The organism is Mucilaginibacter angelicae, from assembly GCF_042434235.1.
In the GTDB taxonomy this organism is placed as follows: Bacteria; Bacteroidota; Bacteroidia; order Sphingobacteriales; family Sphingobacteriaceae; genus Mucilaginibacter; species Mucilaginibacter angelicae.
Map to the genome: position 1 here is coordinate 1 of NZ_JBHLTS010000017.1, position 20542 is coordinate 20542.

Genomic DNA, 20542 nt, shown 5'->3' on the forward strand with positions numbered 1-20542 from the left:
AACGATACTTACTTAGATAGTTTCGCTTTAGCGTCAGATCATTGGTGTTTATTCGCATAACAAAATTAGCTTAGTTATATAAAGCTAATTCTGTTACCGAATTATCTAACCTTTACAGCAATGACATATTTTTGTGTATATCGGCCCCTAATACAAATCCGGGTAATCCGTAATAACACCGTCAACACCTAAACTTTTCAGCTGCTCAATCTCAGCTTTGGTGTTTACTGTCCATGGTAATACTTTAATCTTCGCATCGTGGCATTTCTTTACCAGGTCGGCATTGACCAGTTTATAGTCCGGGCTGTAGATGAAGGGGGTAAACCCCAGATCGGTCATGTTATCTTCAAACGATTTTTTGTTTTCGATGAGATAAGAGGTGCGCACATCGGGATATTTTTTGTGTATGATCTGCAGCGTACGTTTATCAAACGACTGGATCACCACATAAGGCAGGATCTTCTTCTTGATCAGGACAGCCATTAGTTTCTCCACAAACTCATCCGCGCTGGGATTATAAATACCATCGCCGGCAGGTGAGCATTTGGTTTCTATGTTATAGAATACGGGCTTTTTGTGGTTCACCTTAATATAATTCTGTACCGAATCAATCAGTTCGGACAATAGCGGCATATAGGTTTTAAGCTTTTTCTGGCGCGGAAATTTGCTGTATGGTTTTGAGCCTACATCATATTTCTTCAAATCCTTATACTTCATTTTATAGAGGATAAGATTTTTCCCTTCTTCATTACTGATCTCTTTACCATCGGGCGTAAGTGAGAACAACGGGTTAATGTATTCGTCATGCGATAGTACCACCTGCCCATCAGCCGTAATATGCGTATCCATCTCCAGTGTTGTAACAACACCAAGATCAATGGCGTTTTTCATAGCCGGGATGGTATTTTCGGGCATCAGTCCCCTACCGCCGCGATGTGCTTCGGCACTGAAGGAAGGAAAATCCGCATTTTTAAATTCCATGTTTTTAACAACGGTAAAGCCTGATAACAAGATAAGGCTTATTCCGGCAACAATGTTTAATTTATTTTGCATCTAATTCGCTTGAATATTTATTGCCGAAACGATCTGTAGCTTCAACTCTTACTTTTTTAACTGAAGGCTCAAAATGCGCTACGAACAAGTGACCTGTTTCATGCGGCTCCACAAAATGACGACCTGCCGGTAACTGATCACCTTTGTACAAACTTACCGATAATGGATCATATCCCTGCTCTTTTGTTAGTGCTCCCATTGGTTTGTCATCTAAAAAATACACAACCTTCCATTGCGGGTCATAGTTCCAAATGTTGGCAATGAGGCGCATCTGGCCGGTCAGCTTTTCAGCATAAACACTGATCTGGTTTTCGGCCGGTAAGCCTGTCGATTTATAATACCATTTCAGCTCGGTGCCATTTACAGAATAAACGCCGTAACCGCGCGGGGTGCCATCAACACAGATGGGGCCTGTCCACCAGCCACCGCATACCGTGCCGTGGTTATGTTCAAAAATACCATTGGTAATATTGTTATCATGGTAATGCGTATGGCCCGACATAATGTGTACATTGCTGAAACCCTCCAGCGCTTTATAAAAATCCTGGTTGTTTTTTACCTGGTTGTAAACCGGGATATGCAGGTTAATGATCAGCAGCTGGTCTTTTTTAACATATTGCAGGTCTTTTGCCAGCCAGTTCAGCTGGTCTTCGGTAATATAACCGTCGTACTCGCGCTCAACACCAAGGTAACGCACATTATCGAGCACCACATAGTGCGCTTTGCCGCGGTTAAATGAATAATAGGTTGGCCCGTAAACCTGTTTAAAAGTAACATCCGATGTTTCATCACCACCCTGGCGGTAATCCATATCGTGGTTACCTATCGCCTGGAAAAACGGGATGCCCATTTGGGCCACCGCCTCATTATAATCTGGGAAAAGCTCATGGTTATCCCATACAATATCACCCACACAAATGCCGTGTACCAGTGCATCTTTCCCTAATGATTTTATGGTAGCGATGGTATCCGGTACCGAAGTATCCATCATTTGCTTAACATCCTTTTTGTTTTTCACTTGCGGATCGGCCCAGATGATGAAATGATGGTTGTTATCATCAGCCTTCAGCGGCTCCAGCTTAAAATCAAAATGCGAGCTGCTGCCAATTTTTTCGTAATGTTTAGCAACATTATAATCGGTTTTAAACTCGTAACCCGATGGGGTGCTCATGAATATGCTTTTGGCTTTTTCATTGGGTGTAAGTTCGTAGTTACCTTTATCATCGGTAAGCACTACCGAAAAACCATCGGATATTACCACACCTTTAATTCCTTTTTTACCCGCCGTAACGCGGCCTTTTACAGTATCGGCAGTTAATAATTGAGTAAATGCATTGGCGCGGAGCGAGATGAATGCGCCGCCGGTTATAAGGCCTACGCCCTGTAAAAATGATCTTCTGTTCATTTGGATTGTATTTTCGGTGCTCAAGGAGGTTTTGAGCGCTGGTAAATGTGGATGATAAAAAAGACCCGATGATAAATTATAGGTATTCAAAAGCTTTCAATTCCCTCCCTCGGGAGGGGCGCAACAGAAACGTGTGATGGCAGGTAGGGGTTATCCGCCTTACCGATCAAATGATCAGGCGGATAAAACCCCTCCCTACACCCTCCCAGGGGAGGGAATCGCACATTCCCTGGCTTTTACACCTATAAATTCATCACAGCCTCTTTATTGTTTTAATTTTGAATTGTTGTAAAGCCGGTAGCTGTTTCAATAGCAGTTATCGGTGATGTAAGCGTTAGCGGGATGCTGGTTACTGTCCTGCCGGTTATCCATCTGCCGGTAAATGCATCATAAACACCACCCAACTGGCTAAATAAGCCGTCAGTTGGCAAGGTGAGTTTTGATGTATTGGAGCCGCCGCCGTAAAAGCCCTGTTCTGTACGGGTTACCGGGTTGATGGTACTGTAATAATCGGTATTTGTAATACGGTAACCAACTTCCGGCGGACCGGCCGAATAAACGGTACCCCCACCGCCGTACATGATCAAATCAAGCGGAACACTTGCGGCATTAACGGTTGTACCTGCAAACACGGCTATCCCCGCAACGTTACCGCTATTGGCCAGCAGGTTGGTTGTTACGTTGCCAAAATCAGCACCCGGCACTTCGGCATACATCGTACTGTTGATCCAGTTTGACGAGCTAATATCGGTTGAACCTTTGCCCCAGATATTTTTATTACCGCCCACATAAAAGAACCCGCCTTTTTTAACCGAGCCCGATGTAAGGTTAAACTTGTAGGTTTTTGCCAGCCCCTGTGCCCAGCCGTTTACAGGTGCCGGGTTAGTGCCTGCATTATTACAGGTTACCACGGCATAATTGGTTACCGAAAAGTCGATATCCTTAGTTGCCTTAAACTGGATATATTCGTAATCAGCATCGCTGCCCGAAGGATTGGTGAGGTAACCGGTTATGATAATCGGCGAAGGTTTGGTTGCCGCAAGGGTAAACACATCGTCGATGGTGCGCGGCCAAAGCTGCATTTTGGTATCCGTACCGGATGTTACCGCAAAGGGGATACCTGTAAAATTAGCACTGAATGGTAATTCCGTAGCTGCGAAAGCAGCGTTAGCCTCGGTATGCATTGTTATTTTACCAAAACCATCGTTAATGGTTTTATCACCCGCATAGGTTTCGCCTTGCTGCGGCTCAGGGTCGGCTACCGCTTTAGCAATAGTAACCAGTGTATTTTCATAAATATCGGGCGAAGCCAATAAAGTAGCCGATGGAACAGATTGCACTTTGATAGCCTTATTGGCGGCAACTTTATTTACCGACGCCTCGGTTAGGCCTTTAATACGCATGCTGCCATTCACTTTGGTAAGTGTAGCACCATCAACCTGTACCACTACCGAATCGCCGGGAATGTAATTTGCTGCCGCGCTGCCTATTTCAAGGGAAATACCCCTTACTGCGCTGCGGCGGTTATTTTGCACCACCAATACGCCTGCCGGGCAATTACCCGCCGCCGCGTTTGAAATTACCACGCCTACCATTTCTTTAGCACCGCCCATATTATTGCTGTTCAGCACAACATCCGAGCCTTTGTAAATACCCCGAAGGTCAACAACAGCTATGATGGGACTTAAAGTGCCCTGGGCATAGTTGTTCTTTTTACATGAACTTATACTGACAGCCATTGCAAGCACCAGTAATAAATATATCTTTTTCATTTTATAGAGATCTTAGTTTAAAACCGGTTTGTTATTGTTTTTGCCACCATACCTGGGTACTGATATCATCTGCACCCTGCGCTGCAACAGCAGCTTTGTAACTATCAGGATTGGCCGATTGCACATAAACAGGGTATTGCAGCCTGGCCGGCATAATGCCATTATTCCTTAAACCATTACCTTTCGGCAACACCGGGTGACCAGTACGGCGATACTCAAACCACTGCTCAAAATCAGTATAAAACATAGAGTAGTATTTTTGAACGTGGATCATCTCCATCTTCTCGTCGAGCTGGGCAGCATTATCCCAGGTGATATCGGCGCCGGTTAAATAGGTATCTATCGGCGTGTTATAGGTTGGAATCCAAAATGTGATGCCTGCCTGGATCCCATTTTTATAATACGTAGCCGCATCGCCCGAAATCCAGCCTTTGGCAGCAGCTTCTGCCAGGATAAACTGCAGTTCCGAATAGTTCATGATATTCCCCATCAGCGGATCATTCATTAATGTAGTTGTTGATGTAGTTGACAGGAAATATGATTTGATGCCAATGTTTTCGCCCGGGGCATAACCGCTTGGGATCCCCTGGATCCCGCCCTGGTAACTTGATATCGACCAGCGATTACTGGTTAACCTTGGATCGGCCCATTTGGCCAAATTGTTGACAAAATACTCGCACAAACCAATAGCCCGCCAGTCCTGCTCACGTACGCCGCCTATAAATGGAGATGTTAAGGAGCCGGAGCCAGTCCAGCGTAAAACGGCCGACTCGTCATTGCTTGCCATGATAGGATAAGCATCAGGATTGGTATCAACCATCTGTTTGATCTTGGCAATCACCTGTGCCGAAACATCGGCCTTGCCTGATACCCTTAACAATAACCTCAAATAAAGTGAGTTACCAAACTTGCGCCATTTTAACGCATTGCCGTTGAATACAGGGTCGCTGCCCGCAACTACGTTTGCCGATGCATTAAGCAAGGTATCCGCGGCTTCCAGGTTTTTGAAAATATCCAGGTAGATCTCTTTCTGCTTATCAAACTTAGGCGTAAAGTTTCCTTCCTTGCCTTTGTTGGAATCGAAATAAGGCACATCGCCATAGGTATCTGTAAGCATGGAATATAACCAGGCCTGGCAGATGAGCGAAATGCCCATGTAGGTTTTATTATAGGTAACCTCTTTGCTGGCAATGGTGTAGATATCTTTAAAGTTGGTTAACTGGGTATACCAGCCATTCCAGGTAACATCGGCCCAGGTACGTTTAATATCATACCTGAACACTTTACCTTCCGAATCGCCGGGGTCAACAGTTACCTGCATCAGCTCGTTATTAAAATTACGGGCGCGCAGCATATTGATGCCTAAAGTATTTACCAGCGCCGGGGCCAGCAATTGTTGTGGCAGCGCGTTTGGCGTACCGTTTGGATCGGTATTAAGCGCTATAAAATCCTTTTTACATGACGACATTATGCTAACGAACAACATCATCATCGATATAATTATATATCCGTTCCTTTTCATATTGTTAATTATTAAATGCCAATAACTATGTTAAAACCAAATGTGCGGGTTGACGGGAATTGTGCAATCTCAAATCCCTGCACAATGTCGCTGCCCGAAAGTGTGCCAAATTCAGGATCGAAGATTGGCCACTTAGTCCAGATGTACAGGTCACGACCGTACACACCTACGGTAGCACGCTGCAAACCAAGGCGTTTAACCAAACGCGGACTTAATGAATAATCAAATCTTGCTTCGCGGAATTTCAGGAAGTTGGTTGAAAATGTATTGCCTTCGGCATTGTCAATACCATAGTGCGAGCGATAGTAACCATCAATATCTGTAGCGATTACATCGTTAGGCCTGTAGCTTCCGTCAGGGTTTTGGATAACACCTTTACCTATGATCCCATTATACCTGCCCGGTAAGGTAAGCGTTGTTTTACCCTGCTCGGCCAGTTTATAGTTTGAAAGTGAGTACGATACACCGCCAACCTGGGCATCAAACAACAGGTGAAGGTTAAATTGCTTATACCTGAAATCGTGTCCCATGCTTGCCTTCCATTTAGGGATGGTGTTGCCCAGGTAAACCAGGTTATCTGATAATTTGGCAAAACCTGTAGCCGCATCATAAACTATCTGCCCATCAGGTGAGCGTAAATAGCCGCGGCCATACATATCGCCCATACTGCCACCTACACGTGCTACTATCTGACCACCGCCCGTAGGGCCGTTACGCAATACTACCGCACTATCCGCAAGCTGTTCAATAGTGTTTTTATTGGCGCTGAATGTTGCTGTAACATTCCAGCTAAATGCATTGGCTTTACGGATCGGCGTTCCGTTTAATGTAATTTCAATACCCTTGTTATTTACACGGCCCACGTTGATCACTGCCTGATTGTAACCTGACGACTGATCGACAGTGCGGCTAAGGATCTGATTTTTAGTATTACCCGTGTACAAAGCAATATCAAAACCCAAACGGCTATTGAACATCCTTGTTTCTGCACCAATTTCAAGTGTTGTAGTGCGTAAAGGTTTCAGATCGGGATTGGAGAGTGTACGCGGGTTTTGCAAACCACCTGCATAGGTACTGCCTGCCGATACGTAATTAAATGTTGTTTGATAAGGGTTTGTTGTACCGCTACCCACCCCGGCAAGCGATGCCCTTACCTTTGCATAATCAATAAACTTAGGCAGCTTAAATGCTTCCGACGGCAAAAAGCTCATGCTTGCCGATGGATAAAAGAAACCAACCTGGTCGGTACGATCGGCAGTTGCAAGGGTACTGATCCAGTCCTGGCGGGCTGTTAAATCAACATAGAGGTAATCTTTGAACGATGTTGACAACAAGCCGTAAAAACTGTTGATAGCATATTTTGATTTGAACGGCAGCGTAACCAGCGGACCGGCATTGTTGGCCATTGAATACACACCGGGATATACCAGTGAATCGGCACGTACCTCATCACGGTTATAATTATTACGGAGCATACTGCCGCCTGCTGTCGCGGTTATATTAACATCGTGAGTTATTTTTTTGTTGTACTTCAACAGGAAATCGCCGCCTTGTTCTTCCGAATAAATATTTTGAGTACGGTATGAGCCTTTCGGGTATTTGGTACCTGCATCATAGGGACGCTGCTGTGCGCGCTGCTCATAACCCATATCTAAGGTAGCACGAACCTGTAAGCTCAACTCTTTGGTAATGCTGTAAAGTGCTTCAACGTTGCCGGTAACCGAATTACGGTTTGATCTGTTGATAAACTCGTACGATACGGCATAAGGGTTTTCGGGGAAGGAGCTGAAAGGATAAAAGATGGTTTTACCTTCCTGTCCATTTCGCCAGTAGTTCTTTAACCAGTTTAAATCGGCATTGGGCTGCCAAAAAATAAACCAGTACATCAGTGATTGGTTACCATAACCCGCACCAGGCAGATTATCGCTGTTTCTATTGTTATAATTTACTTTTGCGCTGATAGTTAACTTATCATTGATCTTGGAGTTAACCGATAAGGCGATGCTGTTACGGGTATAACCTGTATTGGGAGTTATCCAGTGATTAGTAACGTTGGTTGCCGAAAAACGCGCTGTTGTTTTATCGCTGCCGCCGTCAACACTTACCGAATTGGTAAAAGTTTGCCCTACGTCAAAAAAATCGCGGATCTGGTTTTTGTATGGCACCCATGGTGTACGTACTGTGCTTTGCTTTTGAGTAGCTGGATCAAGCTGATAAAAAAGCTGCCCATCAAACTTAGGGCCGTAGGCCGAGCTTGTTGCACTGGTACTTGCGCCGTCAGGACCTGCACCGAACGAATAATAACGGGAGCCTGCTGTACCCTGCCCGTATTCATACTGCAAATCGGGCCAGCGGTTTACGCTTTCCAAACTTGCATTTGAGTTAAAGGTAATACCTAAGCCGCTATGCTTTTTACCCGATTTGGTGGTAATGATGATAGCGCCATTGGCACCGCGCTGACCATAAAGCGCTGCGGCGCCCGGCCCTTTCAATACCGTTACCGTCTCAATATCTTCGGGATTGATGTCGTTTAGGTTACTCCCATAATCGGCAGGCATGTTATCACTGCTGGTGCCATAGGCCGATTCGCCGGAGTTACTTGTGCGCCTGCCGCTGCCCTGGTTAATCACCACACCGTCAACAACTATCAAAGCCTCATTATCGCCGGTAAGGTTGTTTTCACCACGAAGGATAATTTTGTTTGATCCGGCCGGGCCGCTGTTCGAGCGGATGAGGTTCAAACCTGCCACCTTGCCCGATAAGGCATCTGTCCAGTTACCCGAAAGGGCTGCAGTTAACTGATCACCTTTAATAACCGGTGCCGAATAACCCAAACTTTTGTCTTCCCTTTTGATCCCGAGCGCTGTTACCACAACTTCGTTAAGCTTATTATCTGCCGGATTAAGTGTAATATTTAAAACGGTGTTTGCATTTGAGCTAACGCTTACATTCTGGACCCTCTTAGTTTCGTAGGAGATAAAGCTTGCCTCAACAGTGTAAGTGCCTGGTACAATATTTAATGTATATGAACCATCACCCCCACTAATTGTGGTGGCACCTGCTCCCGGTACTTTTACAGTAGCACCGGGAAGCGGCTGACCTTGTTCGTCAACCACTTTCCCTTTAATGCTACTCCTATCCTGTGTTTTTGCAATGATGAGGATATTACGTTCGCCTGCCGCTTTGTAGGTGCAGGTGGTACCTTTTAAAAGCAGGTCAAGTGTTTCACCCAGTGAGCGCTCTGCTTTTGCTATGTTTACTTTGCGTTTATCATCAAGTAAGCTATTGTTATAGCTTATCGATACATCGCTTAATTTTTCTATTTGCTGAAAGGCATCCTTTAGCATGGCACCATCGGCACCAAAAGTGATCCTTTTGTTTATTACTGTTTGAGCCTTAGCGTTTATGCCGCCAAAAGGCAATTGTAAAACGAACAGCATGGTTAATAACCATAACTTTTTCATATATTTACTTTAATTTATACTTGTCTAACCGTGAGTTTAAATTGTCAAAATTTGAAGCCTGGGGTTGTTACCAGCAACGTCCAGGCTTTTACCAATAGCCAGGTAAATACTATTTCATGATGCTTCCTCCTTTTTGATTATTGTTTGAAACAAATAGCTGATCGCCTTTTTGCGTATAGCCCAATCCTGATAGCGCACTCAGGGTTTCCATGGCATCCGCCAATGTCATTCCCTTTAATTTTGCCGTAAGCCTCACATTGCCAAGGTCTGGTTCTGTAAACCTGATCTTAACGCCGTAATGATGCTCAAGCGAAGCGGCTATTTCACTGTAAGTTGTATTGTAAAAAACAAATTCATTATTGATCCATGAAGTAACAGCCGCAGCATCGATATTATTAAAAGTATAGATACCGTTTTGAGTGTTGATGCTGATCTCCTCGTTCTTCACCAGATATTTAACCATTTGAGGCTGTCCATGTACATTGGCCATTACCCCAACCTTGCCGCTTTGCACGGTTACGGCTACTTTATGTTCGGCCAGATAGGCTTTGATATTAAATGAGGTGCCCAATACTACAGTGGTGATATCGCCGCTTTTTACTACAAATGGTTTGGCTTTATGAACCACATCAAAAAAAGCTTCGCCGTCAAGCATAACGTCGCGTTTTTCACCGCTGAAGTTTTTAACATATTTAAGTTTACTGCCGCCGCCCAGGTATACTACCGAACTATCGGGCAGTTTTATTTTAGAATGCTTACCATCGGCGTTACTAATTTCTTCATAAACCAAAGCTGATGACTGGTTAAAATACTTGTATCCAAACCAGCCCGAAGTGCAAATAAGCAGGCAGGCCGCGGCGTAGGCTATCCAGTTGAATTTAGGCGTGTGTGTTTTTACAGGTATTTGAGGCTGGGTTATATGAGCGTTGATCTTGGCCCAGCTGCTCTCAGTATGTTCGGGCTGTTTAAAATAAGTTTTGGATGCTTCCAGGATCTGGATGGTTTCGCTGAACTGGGCAAGGTTTTCGGGGCTTTCCTCAATCCACTCCTGTAACTGCGTTAAGCCATCATCACTGATGGTTTTTTCAAAATATTCAACTATTAAGCGGTAGCTATTATCTTCCATTAAATCTGTCTCTGAACTTAAAGACCGATTTTACGGAGCCGATACGTAGCGAAATGAGTTAAGTTTACATTAAGAAATCATTAACCCTCGGAAGTGAAATTGTGCTGCCCTTTTAACAACTGACGAAGCTTTTTGATAGACTGGTAAAGTGTGGTTTCAACCGTACGCACTGAGATCCCTAAAACTTTGGCTATCTCATTTTTATCAAGGTTATCGATACGGCTCATGAGCAGCACCTGCCTCTGGCTGGCAGGCAAGGTATCAATCAGGCTCAATATTTTATTGTACGATTCGCGGCCCGAGAGGATTTTAAAAGGGGTATCCCTGTCCTTCAATACATAACCTTTCAGGTCGATATCTTCAATAGAACGTACAGGGTCCTTCTTTTTCTGGATATGATTTAAGGAGAGGTTTTTAGCGGCAACAAACAGGTAACTCTTTACGTTAAGGATGGCCGTTTCGCGGTTATCCCAAAGTTTAATGAAAAGGTTGGCGGTGATCTCTTCGGCTATGGTATAATCTTTAGTGTACACCGTGCACAGCTGGCATAAAGTTTTGTAATAACGATTAAAAAGTGTTTCAAGGGCAACGGGATCGCTTTGCTGTAAAAGCCCCATCAACGCTTCATCAGTAAGTGCAGGATACATGCCAAAGAGTTGTTTTGGTCTCAAATGTAAGGCTGCTATATTAGGATAATGTTAAGAGGGGACAAAACAACAGAAATGGCTGTTAAAGGATACGTAGCAGTAACAATAAGAGTGGTGGGGCTGTCAGTCTGAGCCTGTCGAAGACTCGCGCACAGAGGCCCACCCACCATGCTTCGACAGGCTCAGCATGACAGCCTTTTTAAACTTCATGTCCCCTTGGGCCTCTGCAAGAGACCCTGATGGGACGTTAAGTATAATATAAAAGCGTCATTGCGAGGCACGAAGCAATCCCAAACTATACAGGGCGGACCTGCTTACAGGGGATTGCTTCGTGCCTCGCAATGACGCTTTTCAATAGTACGTTAGCCTTTATGGCNCTTTAAAGATATACTTACCGGCGAATGATCAGCATTGGTATCCATAATATCAGCCATATACAACCACCACTTTTTCATAATGGGGCTATCGGGCAAATGATCAAGGGCCTCCTGATCCTCAACTTCCATAACGCCAAAGAGCCAGTTGGTATCCTCATCTAAAAAAATGGAATAATTACTGATCCCAACATCCTTAAGCAAACTGCTTAATTCGGGCCAGATGGCATCGTGCCGTGCCTTGTATTCGGCAGCCCGGCCTTCATGCATTTTCATTTTAAATGCGACTCTTGCCATTGTGATAATTTTAAAGGGTTAACCTGCTATTTATTAAATACACTAAGGTTCCAGTTATCCATCCAGCTTATTTCAATATCATCGCCTTTAAAGCTGATGGGCAGCCACAGGTAGCGGCCATCAATAGCATCTTTTGGCGTCCATTTATCGGCCATAAATATGAATGCATCTTTTTTACCAGCTACAGGCAGCACATGGGTGCTTTGACCGCCGTAGGTGATCTTGCTATCCGGACCCTGGCAGGGGTTACCGTGGTAAGTCCATGGCCCCCAGATCGATTTGGCAGAAAACCAGCGGGCCGCATTAGGCGCCCAGCCTGTACAACCCGAACCAATCATATAATAAATTCCGTTGCGTTTAAACAAAGCCGGCGCTTCGGTTTGGTGGCCTATATATATGCGAATGAATTTACCGGTATGGCCCGTATAATCAGGAGTCAATTCGGCGAGGTCAAGCGTGTAGTTTTCTTCGGATGAAAAAACGTGGTAAGCTTTGCCGTCATCGTCAACAAAAACGGTCATGTCGCGGGCCATCTGTCCGCCGGGCATATCGCGGCAAAAAAACTTATCAGTTTCGGTAGCTGGGTTAACACAATTTACCTTATCACCTTCGGGCGTGAGCGCCGGGTAAAACGGCATCTGCCCCGGGTTAGGGCGATAGCTTTTGACAAATTTGTACGGACCGGTCACCTTATCACTCACGGCAACCCCGGCGCGGGCCGCGCTGTAGCCCTTGCCCAATAGCTCCAGGTGAAACCACATTACATATTTTTTTGTCTTTTTATTATAAATTACCTTGGGCCGCTCCAGGATACAGCCTTTTGCAATATCATTTGTGGCATCGGGCGAAACGCTCAGGGAAATCCCCTCGTCCTTCCAGTTGTACAGATCTTTTGACGAATAGCAATGAACCCCAACCATTGCCCTGTTGCCTGCATCACCGGTAATTTTGTGTTCGCCAAACCAGTAATACACACCATTATCATAAAGGATGCCGCCCCCGTGGGCATTGATGTGTACCCCTTTATCATCGGGCCAAATTGCACCCGGGCTAAAACTTGTTAATTTGGTTTGGGCACGGCCAATGATGCTTAGCAGCAAAAAGGCAGGCAATAAAAAGCGATAGTATTTCATATAAAGATGTTTTGTTATTTTCTGATATCAAGTGCATGATCGGCAGGTGCATCCTGGCCGCTCCAAATCTTAACGGCAGTCCATGGTTCATTCGCATCGGCCCAAAACGGATCTGTTTCTGGTAAACCCAGGGGTGCGAAAACATTGCAGCAGATGTAAAGGCTGCCGGTTGTAATGTAAAAATCGGCCAGACCAGGTTGCTTGCCATATAAACCGATATTAAGCCAGCCATCGGCAGTAAAGGTTTGGGGTGCACCAAGCGTTTTTTTGATCATGGCTGTAAGTGCACACCTTACCTGTGCAGGTTTCAGGCTTGCAGGCAATTGCTTTTTGTAAGCGATATTGGCCAGGTGATGAAATACACCGCCGCGGTAAACAATCGACCGACCGATGGCCGGATAGCTTCCATCGGCATTAATAAGGCGTTCCAGTACCTCGGCATAACGCTGACCGATGGCCAGTTCCCGCTGCTGCTCACGCGCATAACTTTTCTTTTTGGTATTAACCTCCTCCAATATCGTGCTCAGGTTTGGGTGGATTACAATGCTGTTATAATAATCAAGGTGAAAGCTCATCCCGTCCGAATACATGCCGTCGCCAACATACCAGTGCTCGGTAAATTCACGAATGCCAAATTCAACCCTTACCGGGTCATAACCCAGATCGTACTTACAAAAAAACGCTTCTATCATCCCCGAGAACAGGATCCAGTTGGAGTAAACCGGCACCGTTGAGCGGGTTGCCTTCATTACTTCAACAACCTGTTTTTTGGTAGTTTCGTCCAAATGCTCCCATAACCAGGGGCTTCTTACCAGCGCAAAAGCTACGTATGAGGCATCAACCAATGGCTGGCCCCCGCTCCATTGCAAATAATCTTTAGCCTGCGGGTTAACCGCGTTGGCAATGGCTTTTAAAGCCCAGGCCCTGTATTGTTCACGAAGCTTTACCTCGGCAGGATCGCCACCCTCTAACTGTAACCATGGAGCTATGCCGCTTAAGGTACGGCCAAAGGCTTCAAGATATCCCACTTTGGTCCGGCTTTCCTTATTGTCGATCCGATCTGATAACAGCATAGGCATTTTCTCTTTAAGCTGATCGGCCGCGAGGTTACTGATCACCGGCCGGGCTACTTTATCCATGTAGCTTAACCACAATTTCCTGTCGGGTACCTGCATCTTTTTGCTTTGGGCTGATGCCAAAAACGGTGTACTTATTAGTATGAAGTAAAATATAAGCTTTTTCATCCGGGCTATTTATTTGTTTATTACGTTTTGGTTTAAGTTCTGAGTTAAAAGTCTTAAGTCGAAAGTTCTAAAAAGCTGTTTAAATTTGAAAAAACTTCATTGCCGTTGGTTTTAACCAACGGTAAAAAGCTAAAAAGTCCTGGCTTTAGCCCAATTATGCAAGCGGACTTGGGCTGAAGCCCTCTTATCGCTACACATTATTCCGTTGGTTAAAACCAACGGCAATGAAATTTCATCTACCTGTAAAGGATATTTATCATTTTAAAACAGTATCTAAGTCTTAAGTCTTTTTTCTTAAGACCTATTTAAAAGCTTTTGACTTGAGATTTCTGACTAAAGACTTTCGGATTTAAGGCTTCCATTCCAGTACCTGTACTTCTGTGGGGGCTATACTGGCCTTACCTTCACCATCAACCTGGGTTACCTGTTGTACAAATAAGTTCAGTACTTTTTTATCTTTCCATAATTCAGTATCATAAGTCGGCTCCCAGTTACCTACAAATGTGGCTATTAAATCACTAACCAGCCAGTTTGCTGTTTTCAGGTCGCTATTTACAGCTACAGAAACTTTATCGCCACGTTCGGCATCCCTGAAAATGATCGCTGCCGATTGTTTCCCGTCATGGTTCCAGGCAATGATTTGCGGGCGTGATATGGGGATGCGTTTAGTACCTACCCCACCAAGACTGAATGCTGTTTTCCTGAAACCAAGATTAGCCGACCGCCAACCATCAGCCGTTTTAAAAACAATATGGTATTGTGGTATTATTGTACTGCTATCCCGCCAATAGGTAGCAATAAAGGGGTTACCTTTATCATCGGCAAACATGGATGTTTGATTAATGAGTTCGCTGTGCTGCGGTATTTTGCAGGCATATTCGGCATTGGCAGCGTTGATGGGAAGTGTATATTTTTCGCCTGTTGATTTTTCCCAGGTCAGACCGCCATCGTTTGAGCGGGCATAGCACATATCATGGTTGCTGGCCACATCGGGGCTTTCGCGCCACACCCATGAAATGTGGATAGTTCCTTTTTTATCAATACACATTTGCCAGTAGGCATTTCGTTTGCCCTCGCCATCAATCAGATTTTGCTGTATGTTAACCCATTTTTGCGAAGCCATACTGTACCTGTTCATCATCAGGTTACCATTGCCCGAGCCTCCGTCGCGGTAAACAAATAGCAGGTCGCCGCCCGGTAAACGGTAAAACTCGGGGTAGCTCACCTTGTTTTCGTTAACGCCGGTCATGCTTTGTTGCGCCGATAAAATAAGACTACCAGGCTTAATGCTTTTAGCATAATTTAAAGCCTGGTTATGATGCCCCCAGGCAACATGCAAATAACCGCTGCCATCAACCATAATACTGATATCCTTATGGGCATCGGCAGCATCTGCTTTATATTGCGTAGTTACCACCTGCCATTTAGCCGAGCCGCTTTTTCTCTTTGCTAATACCAATGCCTGGTCGTTATTATAATAAGCGGCATATTGTTCGCCCTTAAAAGTAACTAATGAGTTTTTGCGGAACACTACTGTATTAACCGAATTGTTTGCCCAGCCCAGGCCTATGGTACTTGTAGTAACCTTAGCACTTTGGCCCATTGTAACCATAGTACCGCAAAGCATGGTACCTATAAAAAACAGCGATTTTAAATGGGATAGCTTCATAAAAAGTAAAAGTAAGGGCAATAAATACTGCCCTTACTTTTTATTTGAGTTTTAATTAATAGCCCGGGTTTTGCTCCAGCACTGCATCTTTATTCAGTTGTATTTCAGAAAGCGGAATAGGCAGCAGCAGATTTTTTGCCGCGAGCCCGGTTGTTGGATGAACTGCATCGTTACTGTTAAGCCGTGTAGCACGATCAACCAGGGTACCGGTACGCATCAGGGTTTGGCGGCGGTTTTCCTCGCCGATAAGCTCCCTTGCGCGTTCGTCAAGCACAAAATCAAGTGTCATTTGCGCGGCCGTTACCTGCGGCGCATTAGCCCGTGTTCTTAACACGTTAATTGAAGTGGCTGCATCGGCAGTTTTACCCTGCTTCATTTGAGCCTCGGCAAGTAACAAATATGTTTCGCCAAGGCGCATCATCATGAAATCTTTGATCATAGCATAGCCAAAAGTATCATTAGGGTCAAAAGCACCCCATTTAGTTGTACTTGGGCAAATCCTGAACAAGGTATCCGCACCGGCAAATGGTACCGGTTTTCCTAATAAAGCAGGGAAAGCAGGGTCATTATAATAGTATCGCCTTTTGATACTGTATTGTGAATTACGAAGATCGCCTTGAGGATAAAGGCCGTAAAGCACCCAATTGCTTAACCTTAACCTGGCAATACTACGGCCACCTAAAGAATCACAAGGCAACATACCAGGGACTCCGTAATAAGCCGCGCCCCATACCCGGCGTTGCTGGGCATTGTCAACATTGCCACCTACTACAACCGATGGGTTTTCCTGCTCAAGCACCCAGATAGCTTCGCTGTTTCCCTGTGCCCGGCGTTCGTTACCGTATACAAACATATCCGAATAATAATCGCCTGCACCACCTGCCCTCACACCATAACGGGCTTTGATCAGGCTAAACTTACCGCTATTGATAACGGCCTGCGCCTGCTGCTCGGCAAGGTCATTTTTTCCCATACGCAGGTAAGCTTCGGCCAATAACTGCATAGCCATATATTTATTGGCCCTGCCCACAGGTTTACCCTGAGCGTTCGTTTTCGAGGTACCAGCATTTAAATCGGATAGGTTAGTACTTGCATAAGTAAGGTCACTTAGGATAAGTGCGTTTAACTCATCAAGCGAAGCTCTGGTAAAATTTGTTTTAGGAACAGTCAAAGCATGATCGGTAAGCGGCACTTTACCAAATAAGGTAACCAGGTTATTATAGGCATAAGCCCTGAAAAACTTAGCCTCCGCTTCTACCTGTTTTTTACCTACAGGGCCTAATTTTGTATTTGATGGGTTTTCGGCATTATCAATTATGATATTGGCGTTATTGATAAGTGCATAGTATTTGCCCCAGATATAATTAGCGGCGCCGTCTTGTGATGTTAACAGGCTGTAGTTATAATAAGGAACCTCTATACCTTGCTGCTGGGCTGTGGCATTTGCCACATCGGTGCCTACCTGCCAAACACTTGGCCAGCCCTGCGCACCTGAATAGGTAAGTATGCCTGTTTCAAGATTGTATAAGCCAATGGCTGATGCCTCCATGCCCAATGAATCTGTAACAGTAAGGGGAGTATATGACGAGTACGGTTTTTCGTCAAGGTATGATTTTTTGCAAGATGCAAACGCTGTTAACACCCCTGCAAAGAGTAATATTGCTGAATAATTTTTCATGTCTTTTACGGGTTAGTTATTTTAAAGAAATATTAGCACCTAAAATGATTGTACGGGTTTGAGGATAATTATTTGTCCAATCGCCAGACCCTCGGGTTGAGTAACTGGCCTCAGGATCCCATCCTATCCAGTTTGTAAAAGTTTTCAGGTTACGACCACTCAAATAAAAGGTTAAACCGCTTATGCCTGCTTTATCAAGCAGCCTCTGGGGAACTACGTAGCTAAAGGTCACATCCTTAATACGTGTATAACTGGCATTACGCGGATAACCATAACCACGTGTGTTAGTATAGGTTAATGACTGAAATTCGTTACTGTTATTGGTTGGTGTCCAGTAGCCAACTGCCGCAGGTGTATTTCTTCTGCCAGATTCGTCGGCATAATTTAAATCCGCATTATTTTTTAACATGCCCTGAGCCGTTTGTACAAAGATGCTCAGGTTAAAATTCTTGTAATGAAACGTATTGGTTAAACCTCCTGTCCATTTAGGGTCTTGCTGTCCCAATACAACTCTGTCACCATCAGCAGTAATTTTACCATCGCCGTTGATGTCGGCAAACTTCAAATCGCCAGGCTTAGCAACCGGATCCTGCTTGGAAGGATCTTCGCCTGTTTGCCAAACACCTGTCATTTTATAATCATATATTACATTGATAGGTTTGCCGATGAACCATTTGTTACCTATATCATCTTTACCATCTCCATAAAGGGCAACAATTTTATTTTTGTTTGATGCAAATACAATGGTGCTTTCCCATCTAAAATCTTTGCCGTCAATATTGCGGGTATTTAATGTTACCTCAATACCTTTATTAGCCACTTTACCAATGTTATCAACCACCACATTATAACCGGTTACCAACGGTAGTGCGCGGTTTAACAACAACCCGGTTGTTCTTGAATCATAATATTCCACGGTACCGCTGATCCGGCTTTTCAATACAGAAAAATCTGCCGCTATATTGGCCTGGTTAGTGCTTTCCCAATGCAGGTTACTATTACCAAGATTGCTGGCCTGTATACCTACAGAACTTACCCCATTAAACGGAAATCTCACGGTACCATCAGAAGTTATGGTCCTGTATACACTTACGGCCTCGTTACCAGTTTTACCGTATGATGCCCTAAGCTTTAGGCTATTGATCAATTTTGAGTTTTTTAGAAAATCTTCATTAGATGCATTCCAGCCAAGTGCTGCAACAGGGAACCAGCCATATTTTGATGTATTGGCACCAAACACAGATGACCCATCGCGCCTAACTGTTATAGTCGCTAAATAACGGCTGTCATATGAATAATTTAACCTTGCCATTTGCGAATTAAGTGCATACCTGTCTGAATAGGATCCCGAAAACGAATTGTTTACCGTTGCACCTGATACAGTTGCGCCAATACCAATTTGGTTAAATGACAGTTCATCGTTAATATAACCGGTCCCGGCTATACCCGAAGTAAAATATTTACGCTGCTGAGCACTGTACAATCCGGTAAAATCAATCCGGTGCTTGCCAAAATCGCGGGTATAAAGTAAAAGGTTATCAAGCGTGTAACTGTTGGTTTCAGAACTTAACGCAGCAGCCGAACCTAAAGGTGTATTTGCTAAACGGCCGCTATAGCTGTCGACACGGGTAGGCAAGTAAGTGTAGCCGGCATTTAAGCGATATTTTAAACCTTTGAGCACACCGCCAAATTTCACTTCGGCATAACCGTTGCCGCTGATGTTTACGCTCCGGTTTATCTGATTGGTGGTTAAGCCAAGCAGTGGGTTGGTATATAACTGCTCAGGCGCCATCGGATAAATGGTATAAGTTCCATCTGCGTTATATTCATTACCATAAGGGCTCATGGCGGTTGCATTCAACAAATTCGCCCTTCCACCGTCATAGTTATTATTGGCGAAATACAAATTTGCTCCTATGCTCAGGAAGCTGGTTACGTTTACATCTAAATTTGAACGTACGCTGGCGCGGTTATACTGATAGCCTTTTACAACACCTTTTTGTTTCAGGTAATCGCCAGATAAAAAGTATTTAACATCAGGTGTACCACCAGTTACGCTCAGGTTATGGTCTTGCATAAAGCCCTGCTGGGTAGCTTCCTTTACCCAGTCAATGGTGTGTCCTGCAGCATAGTTAGCTCTTTCCGAGTTATTATATACCGGCTCCGGAAATTGCTGGGTTAGGTGGTTTTGCGATTCATAATCCAGAAATTTTTGCGTAAATGATGCAGGATCGCGCGGTTCAAGGATATGCCCAAGGTTTTCATAACCGGCATAACCATTGTAACGAATAACCGGTTTACCGGTTGTACCGCGTTTTGTAGTGATCAGGATAACACCCTGTGAGCCGTTAGCACCATAAATAGCTACTGCAGAAGCATCTTTAAGTATCTCCATTGAGGCAATATCATTTGGATTGATATCATTAAGTGATCCGCCGCTTTTGGTAAGCGGAATACCGTCAACCACCACGAATGGACCAGAAGCAGCCGAAATGGAATTTTGCCCCCTCACCGTAACCGAAGGCTGGCGGCCAGGAATAGATGATGATGTGGTTACAGTCACCCCAGCAACAGCACCTTCTACAGCCTGCAGAACGTTAGTAACAGGCAACTGCGACAGGCGGGACTTTGGCACGGTTGTGACCGAACCTGTAACGTCCGATCGTTTTTGAGTACCGTAACCAACCACAACAACTTCGTTTAGCTGCTTGTTGCTGTCTTCAAGTACTATGTTTAATGTAGTTGTGTTTTTAGTTACCCGAATACTTTTGGCAACCATGCTTACAAAGGTGATCCTTAGTGTAGCGCCTTCGGTAACATCAATTTTAAAAGCCCCGTTAACATCGGTTGTGGTTGACTGGCTTGTGCCTTCAATGTTTACCGTTGCGCCTGGCAGTACATTGCCGGTGGCATCTTTTACAATGCCTTTTACATTAATTTTTGTTTGCGCGCCGGCCAGCTGGGTAACACCTATCAGCATTATCATCAAAAGCCATACGGAAAAACTGTTTAAGAGAGTAAATCTATATTTCATAATTTAATTGGTTTATTGGGTTCATTTAATTTGGATTTTGAGGGCAGCAATCCGGGCTTATCCCGGGCGGTTTAACACCACAGCAGGAGCCATCCAATTGTGCGTTTTTGAAATTTTCATAGCA

13 protein-coding genes are annotated in these 20542 nt (G+C 44.5%); all 13 read right to left on the reverse strand.

Annotation, left to right across the window (positions count from 1 at the left end):
• Positions 1–147: 147 nt before the first annotated feature.
• The 13 genes from ACFFGT_RS05065 to ACFFGT_RS05125 all read right to left on the reverse strand — a co-directional run bounded on the left by ACFFGT_RS05065 (position 148) and on the right by ACFFGT_RS05125 (position 20418).
• Entirely contained in the window at positions 148–1053 is a 906-nt protein-coding gene (locus ACFFGT_RS05065) for a glycerophosphodiester phosphodiesterase (RefSeq protein ID WP_377021423.1), read from the reverse strand.
• Positions 1043–2458, reverse strand: a complete 1416-nt coding sequence (locus tag ACFFGT_RS05070; RefSeq protein ID WP_377021424.1) for a calcineurin-like phosphoesterase C-terminal domain-containing protein — start codon at positions 2456–2458, stop codon at positions 1043–1045. Before ACFFGT_RS05070 ends, ACFFGT_RS05065 begins: the two co-directional genes overlap by 11 nt.
• 272 nt (positions 2459–2730) lie before the next feature.
• Positions 2731–4230, reverse strand: coding sequence for a DUF5689 domain-containing protein (locus ACFFGT_RS05075; protein ID WP_377021425.1), 1500 nt, complete (start codon positions 4228–4230; stop codon positions 2731–2733).
• A gap of 31 nt (positions 4231–4261) precedes the next feature.
• Positions 4262–5752 (reverse strand): SusD/RagB family nutrient-binding outer membrane lipoprotein, encoded by a 1491-nt coding sequence (locus ACFFGT_RS05080; RefSeq protein ID WP_377021426.1) that lies wholly within the window; start codon positions 5750–5752, stop codon positions 4262–4264.
• A gap of 11 nt (positions 5753–5763) precedes the next feature.
• The gene (locus tag ACFFGT_RS05085; protein WP_377021427.1) at positions 5764–9216 is read right to left on the reverse strand and encodes a SusC/RagA family TonB-linked outer membrane protein; all 3453 of its coding nucleotides are present in this window, start codon (positions 9214–9216) and stop codon (positions 5764–5766) included.
• A gap of 109 nt (positions 9217–9325) precedes the next feature.
• Positions 9326–10342 (reverse strand): FecR family protein, encoded by a 1017-nt coding sequence (locus ACFFGT_RS05090; RefSeq protein WP_377021428.1) that lies wholly within the window; start codon positions 10340–10342, stop codon positions 9326–9328.
• An 80-nt stretch (positions 10343–10422) separates the two neighbouring features.
• Entirely contained in the window at positions 10423–10989 is a 567-nt protein-coding gene (locus tag ACFFGT_RS05095) for an RNA polymerase sigma factor (RefSeq protein WP_377021429.1), read from the reverse strand.
• A 362-nt stretch (positions 10990–11351) separates the two neighbouring features.
• On the reverse strand, positions 11352–11660 hold the full coding sequence (rhaM, locus tag ACFFGT_RS05100) for an L-rhamnose mutarotase (protein ID WP_377021430.1): 309 nt from the start codon (positions 11658–11660) through the stop codon (positions 11352–11354).
• 26 nt (positions 11661–11686) lie between these two features.
• Positions 11687–12793 (reverse strand): glycoside hydrolase family 43 protein, encoded by a 1107-nt coding sequence (locus tag ACFFGT_RS05105; RefSeq protein ID WP_377021431.1) that lies wholly within the window; start codon positions 12791–12793, stop codon positions 11687–11689.
• Positions 12794–12807: 14 nt separating this feature from the next.
• Positions 12808–14037, reverse strand: coding sequence for a DUF2264 domain-containing protein (locus tag ACFFGT_RS05110; protein ID WP_377021432.1), 1230 nt, complete (start codon positions 14035–14037; stop codon positions 12808–12810).
• Positions 14038–14386: 349 nt separating this feature from the next.
• The gene (locus ACFFGT_RS05115; protein WP_377021433.1) at positions 14387–15706 is read right to left on the reverse strand and encodes a BNR repeat-containing protein; all 1320 of its coding nucleotides are present in this window, start codon (positions 15704–15706) and stop codon (positions 14387–14389) included.
• A gap of 55 nt (positions 15707–15761) precedes the next feature.
• The gene (locus tag ACFFGT_RS05120; RefSeq protein ID WP_377021434.1) at positions 15762–17384 is read right to left on the reverse strand and encodes a RagB/SusD family nutrient uptake outer membrane protein; all 1623 of its coding nucleotides are present in this window, start codon (positions 17382–17384) and stop codon (positions 15762–15764) included.
• 16 nt (positions 17385–17400) lie between these two features.
• Positions 17401–20418 (reverse strand): SusC/RagA family TonB-linked outer membrane protein, encoded by a 3018-nt coding sequence (locus ACFFGT_RS05125; protein ID WP_377021435.1) that lies wholly within the window; start codon positions 20416–20418, stop codon positions 17401–17403.
• Positions 20419–20542: the final 124 nt, after the last annotated feature.

Excerpts from the sequence above, each read along its gene's own strand:
- ACFFGT_RS05065 (WP_377021423.1), bottom strand. The coding sequence starts at position 1,053 with ATGCAAAATAAATTAAACATTGTTGCCGGAATAAGCCTTATCTTGTTA.
- ACFFGT_RS05070 (WP_377021424.1), bottom strand. The coding sequence starts at position 2,458 with ATGAACAGAAGATCATTTTTACAGGGCGTAGGCCTTATAACCGGCGGC.
- ACFFGT_RS05075 (WP_377021425.1), bottom strand. The coding sequence starts at position 4,230 with ATGAAAAAGATATATTTATTACTGGTGCTTGCAATGGCTGTCAGTATA.
- ACFFGT_RS05080 (WP_377021426.1), bottom strand. The coding sequence starts at position 5,752 with ATGAAAAGGAACGGATATATAATTATATCGATGATGATGTTGTTCGTT.
- ACFFGT_RS05085 (WP_377021427.1), bottom strand. The coding sequence starts at position 9,216 with ATGAAAAAGTTATGGTTATTAACCATGCTGTTCGTTTTACAATTGCCT.
- ACFFGT_RS05090 (WP_377021428.1), bottom strand. The coding sequence starts at position 10,342 with ATGGAAGATAATAGCTACCGCTTAATAGTTGAATATTTTGAAAAAACC.
- ACFFGT_RS05095 (WP_377021429.1), bottom strand. The coding sequence starts at position 10,989 with ATGTATCCTGCACTTACTGATGAAGCGTTGATGGGGCTTTTACAGCAA.
- ACFFGT_RS05105 (WP_377021431.1), bottom strand. The coding sequence starts at position 12,793 with ATGAAATACTATCGCTTTTTATTGCCTGCCTTTTTGCTGCTAAGCATC.
- ACFFGT_RS05110 (WP_377021432.1), bottom strand. The coding sequence starts at position 14,037 with ATGAAAAAGCTTATATTTTACTTCATACTAATAAGTACACCGTTTTTG.
- ACFFGT_RS05115 (WP_377021433.1), bottom strand. The coding sequence starts at position 15,706 with ATGAAGCTATCCCATTTAAAATCGCTGTTTTTTATAGGTACCATGCTT.
- ACFFGT_RS05120 (WP_377021434.1), bottom strand. The coding sequence starts at position 17,384 with ATGAAAAATTATTCAGCAATATTACTCTTTGCAGGGGTGTTAACAGCG.
- ACFFGT_RS05125 (WP_377021435.1), bottom strand. The coding sequence starts at position 20,418 with ATGAAATATAGATTTACTCTCTTAAACAGTTTTTCCGTATGGCTTTTG.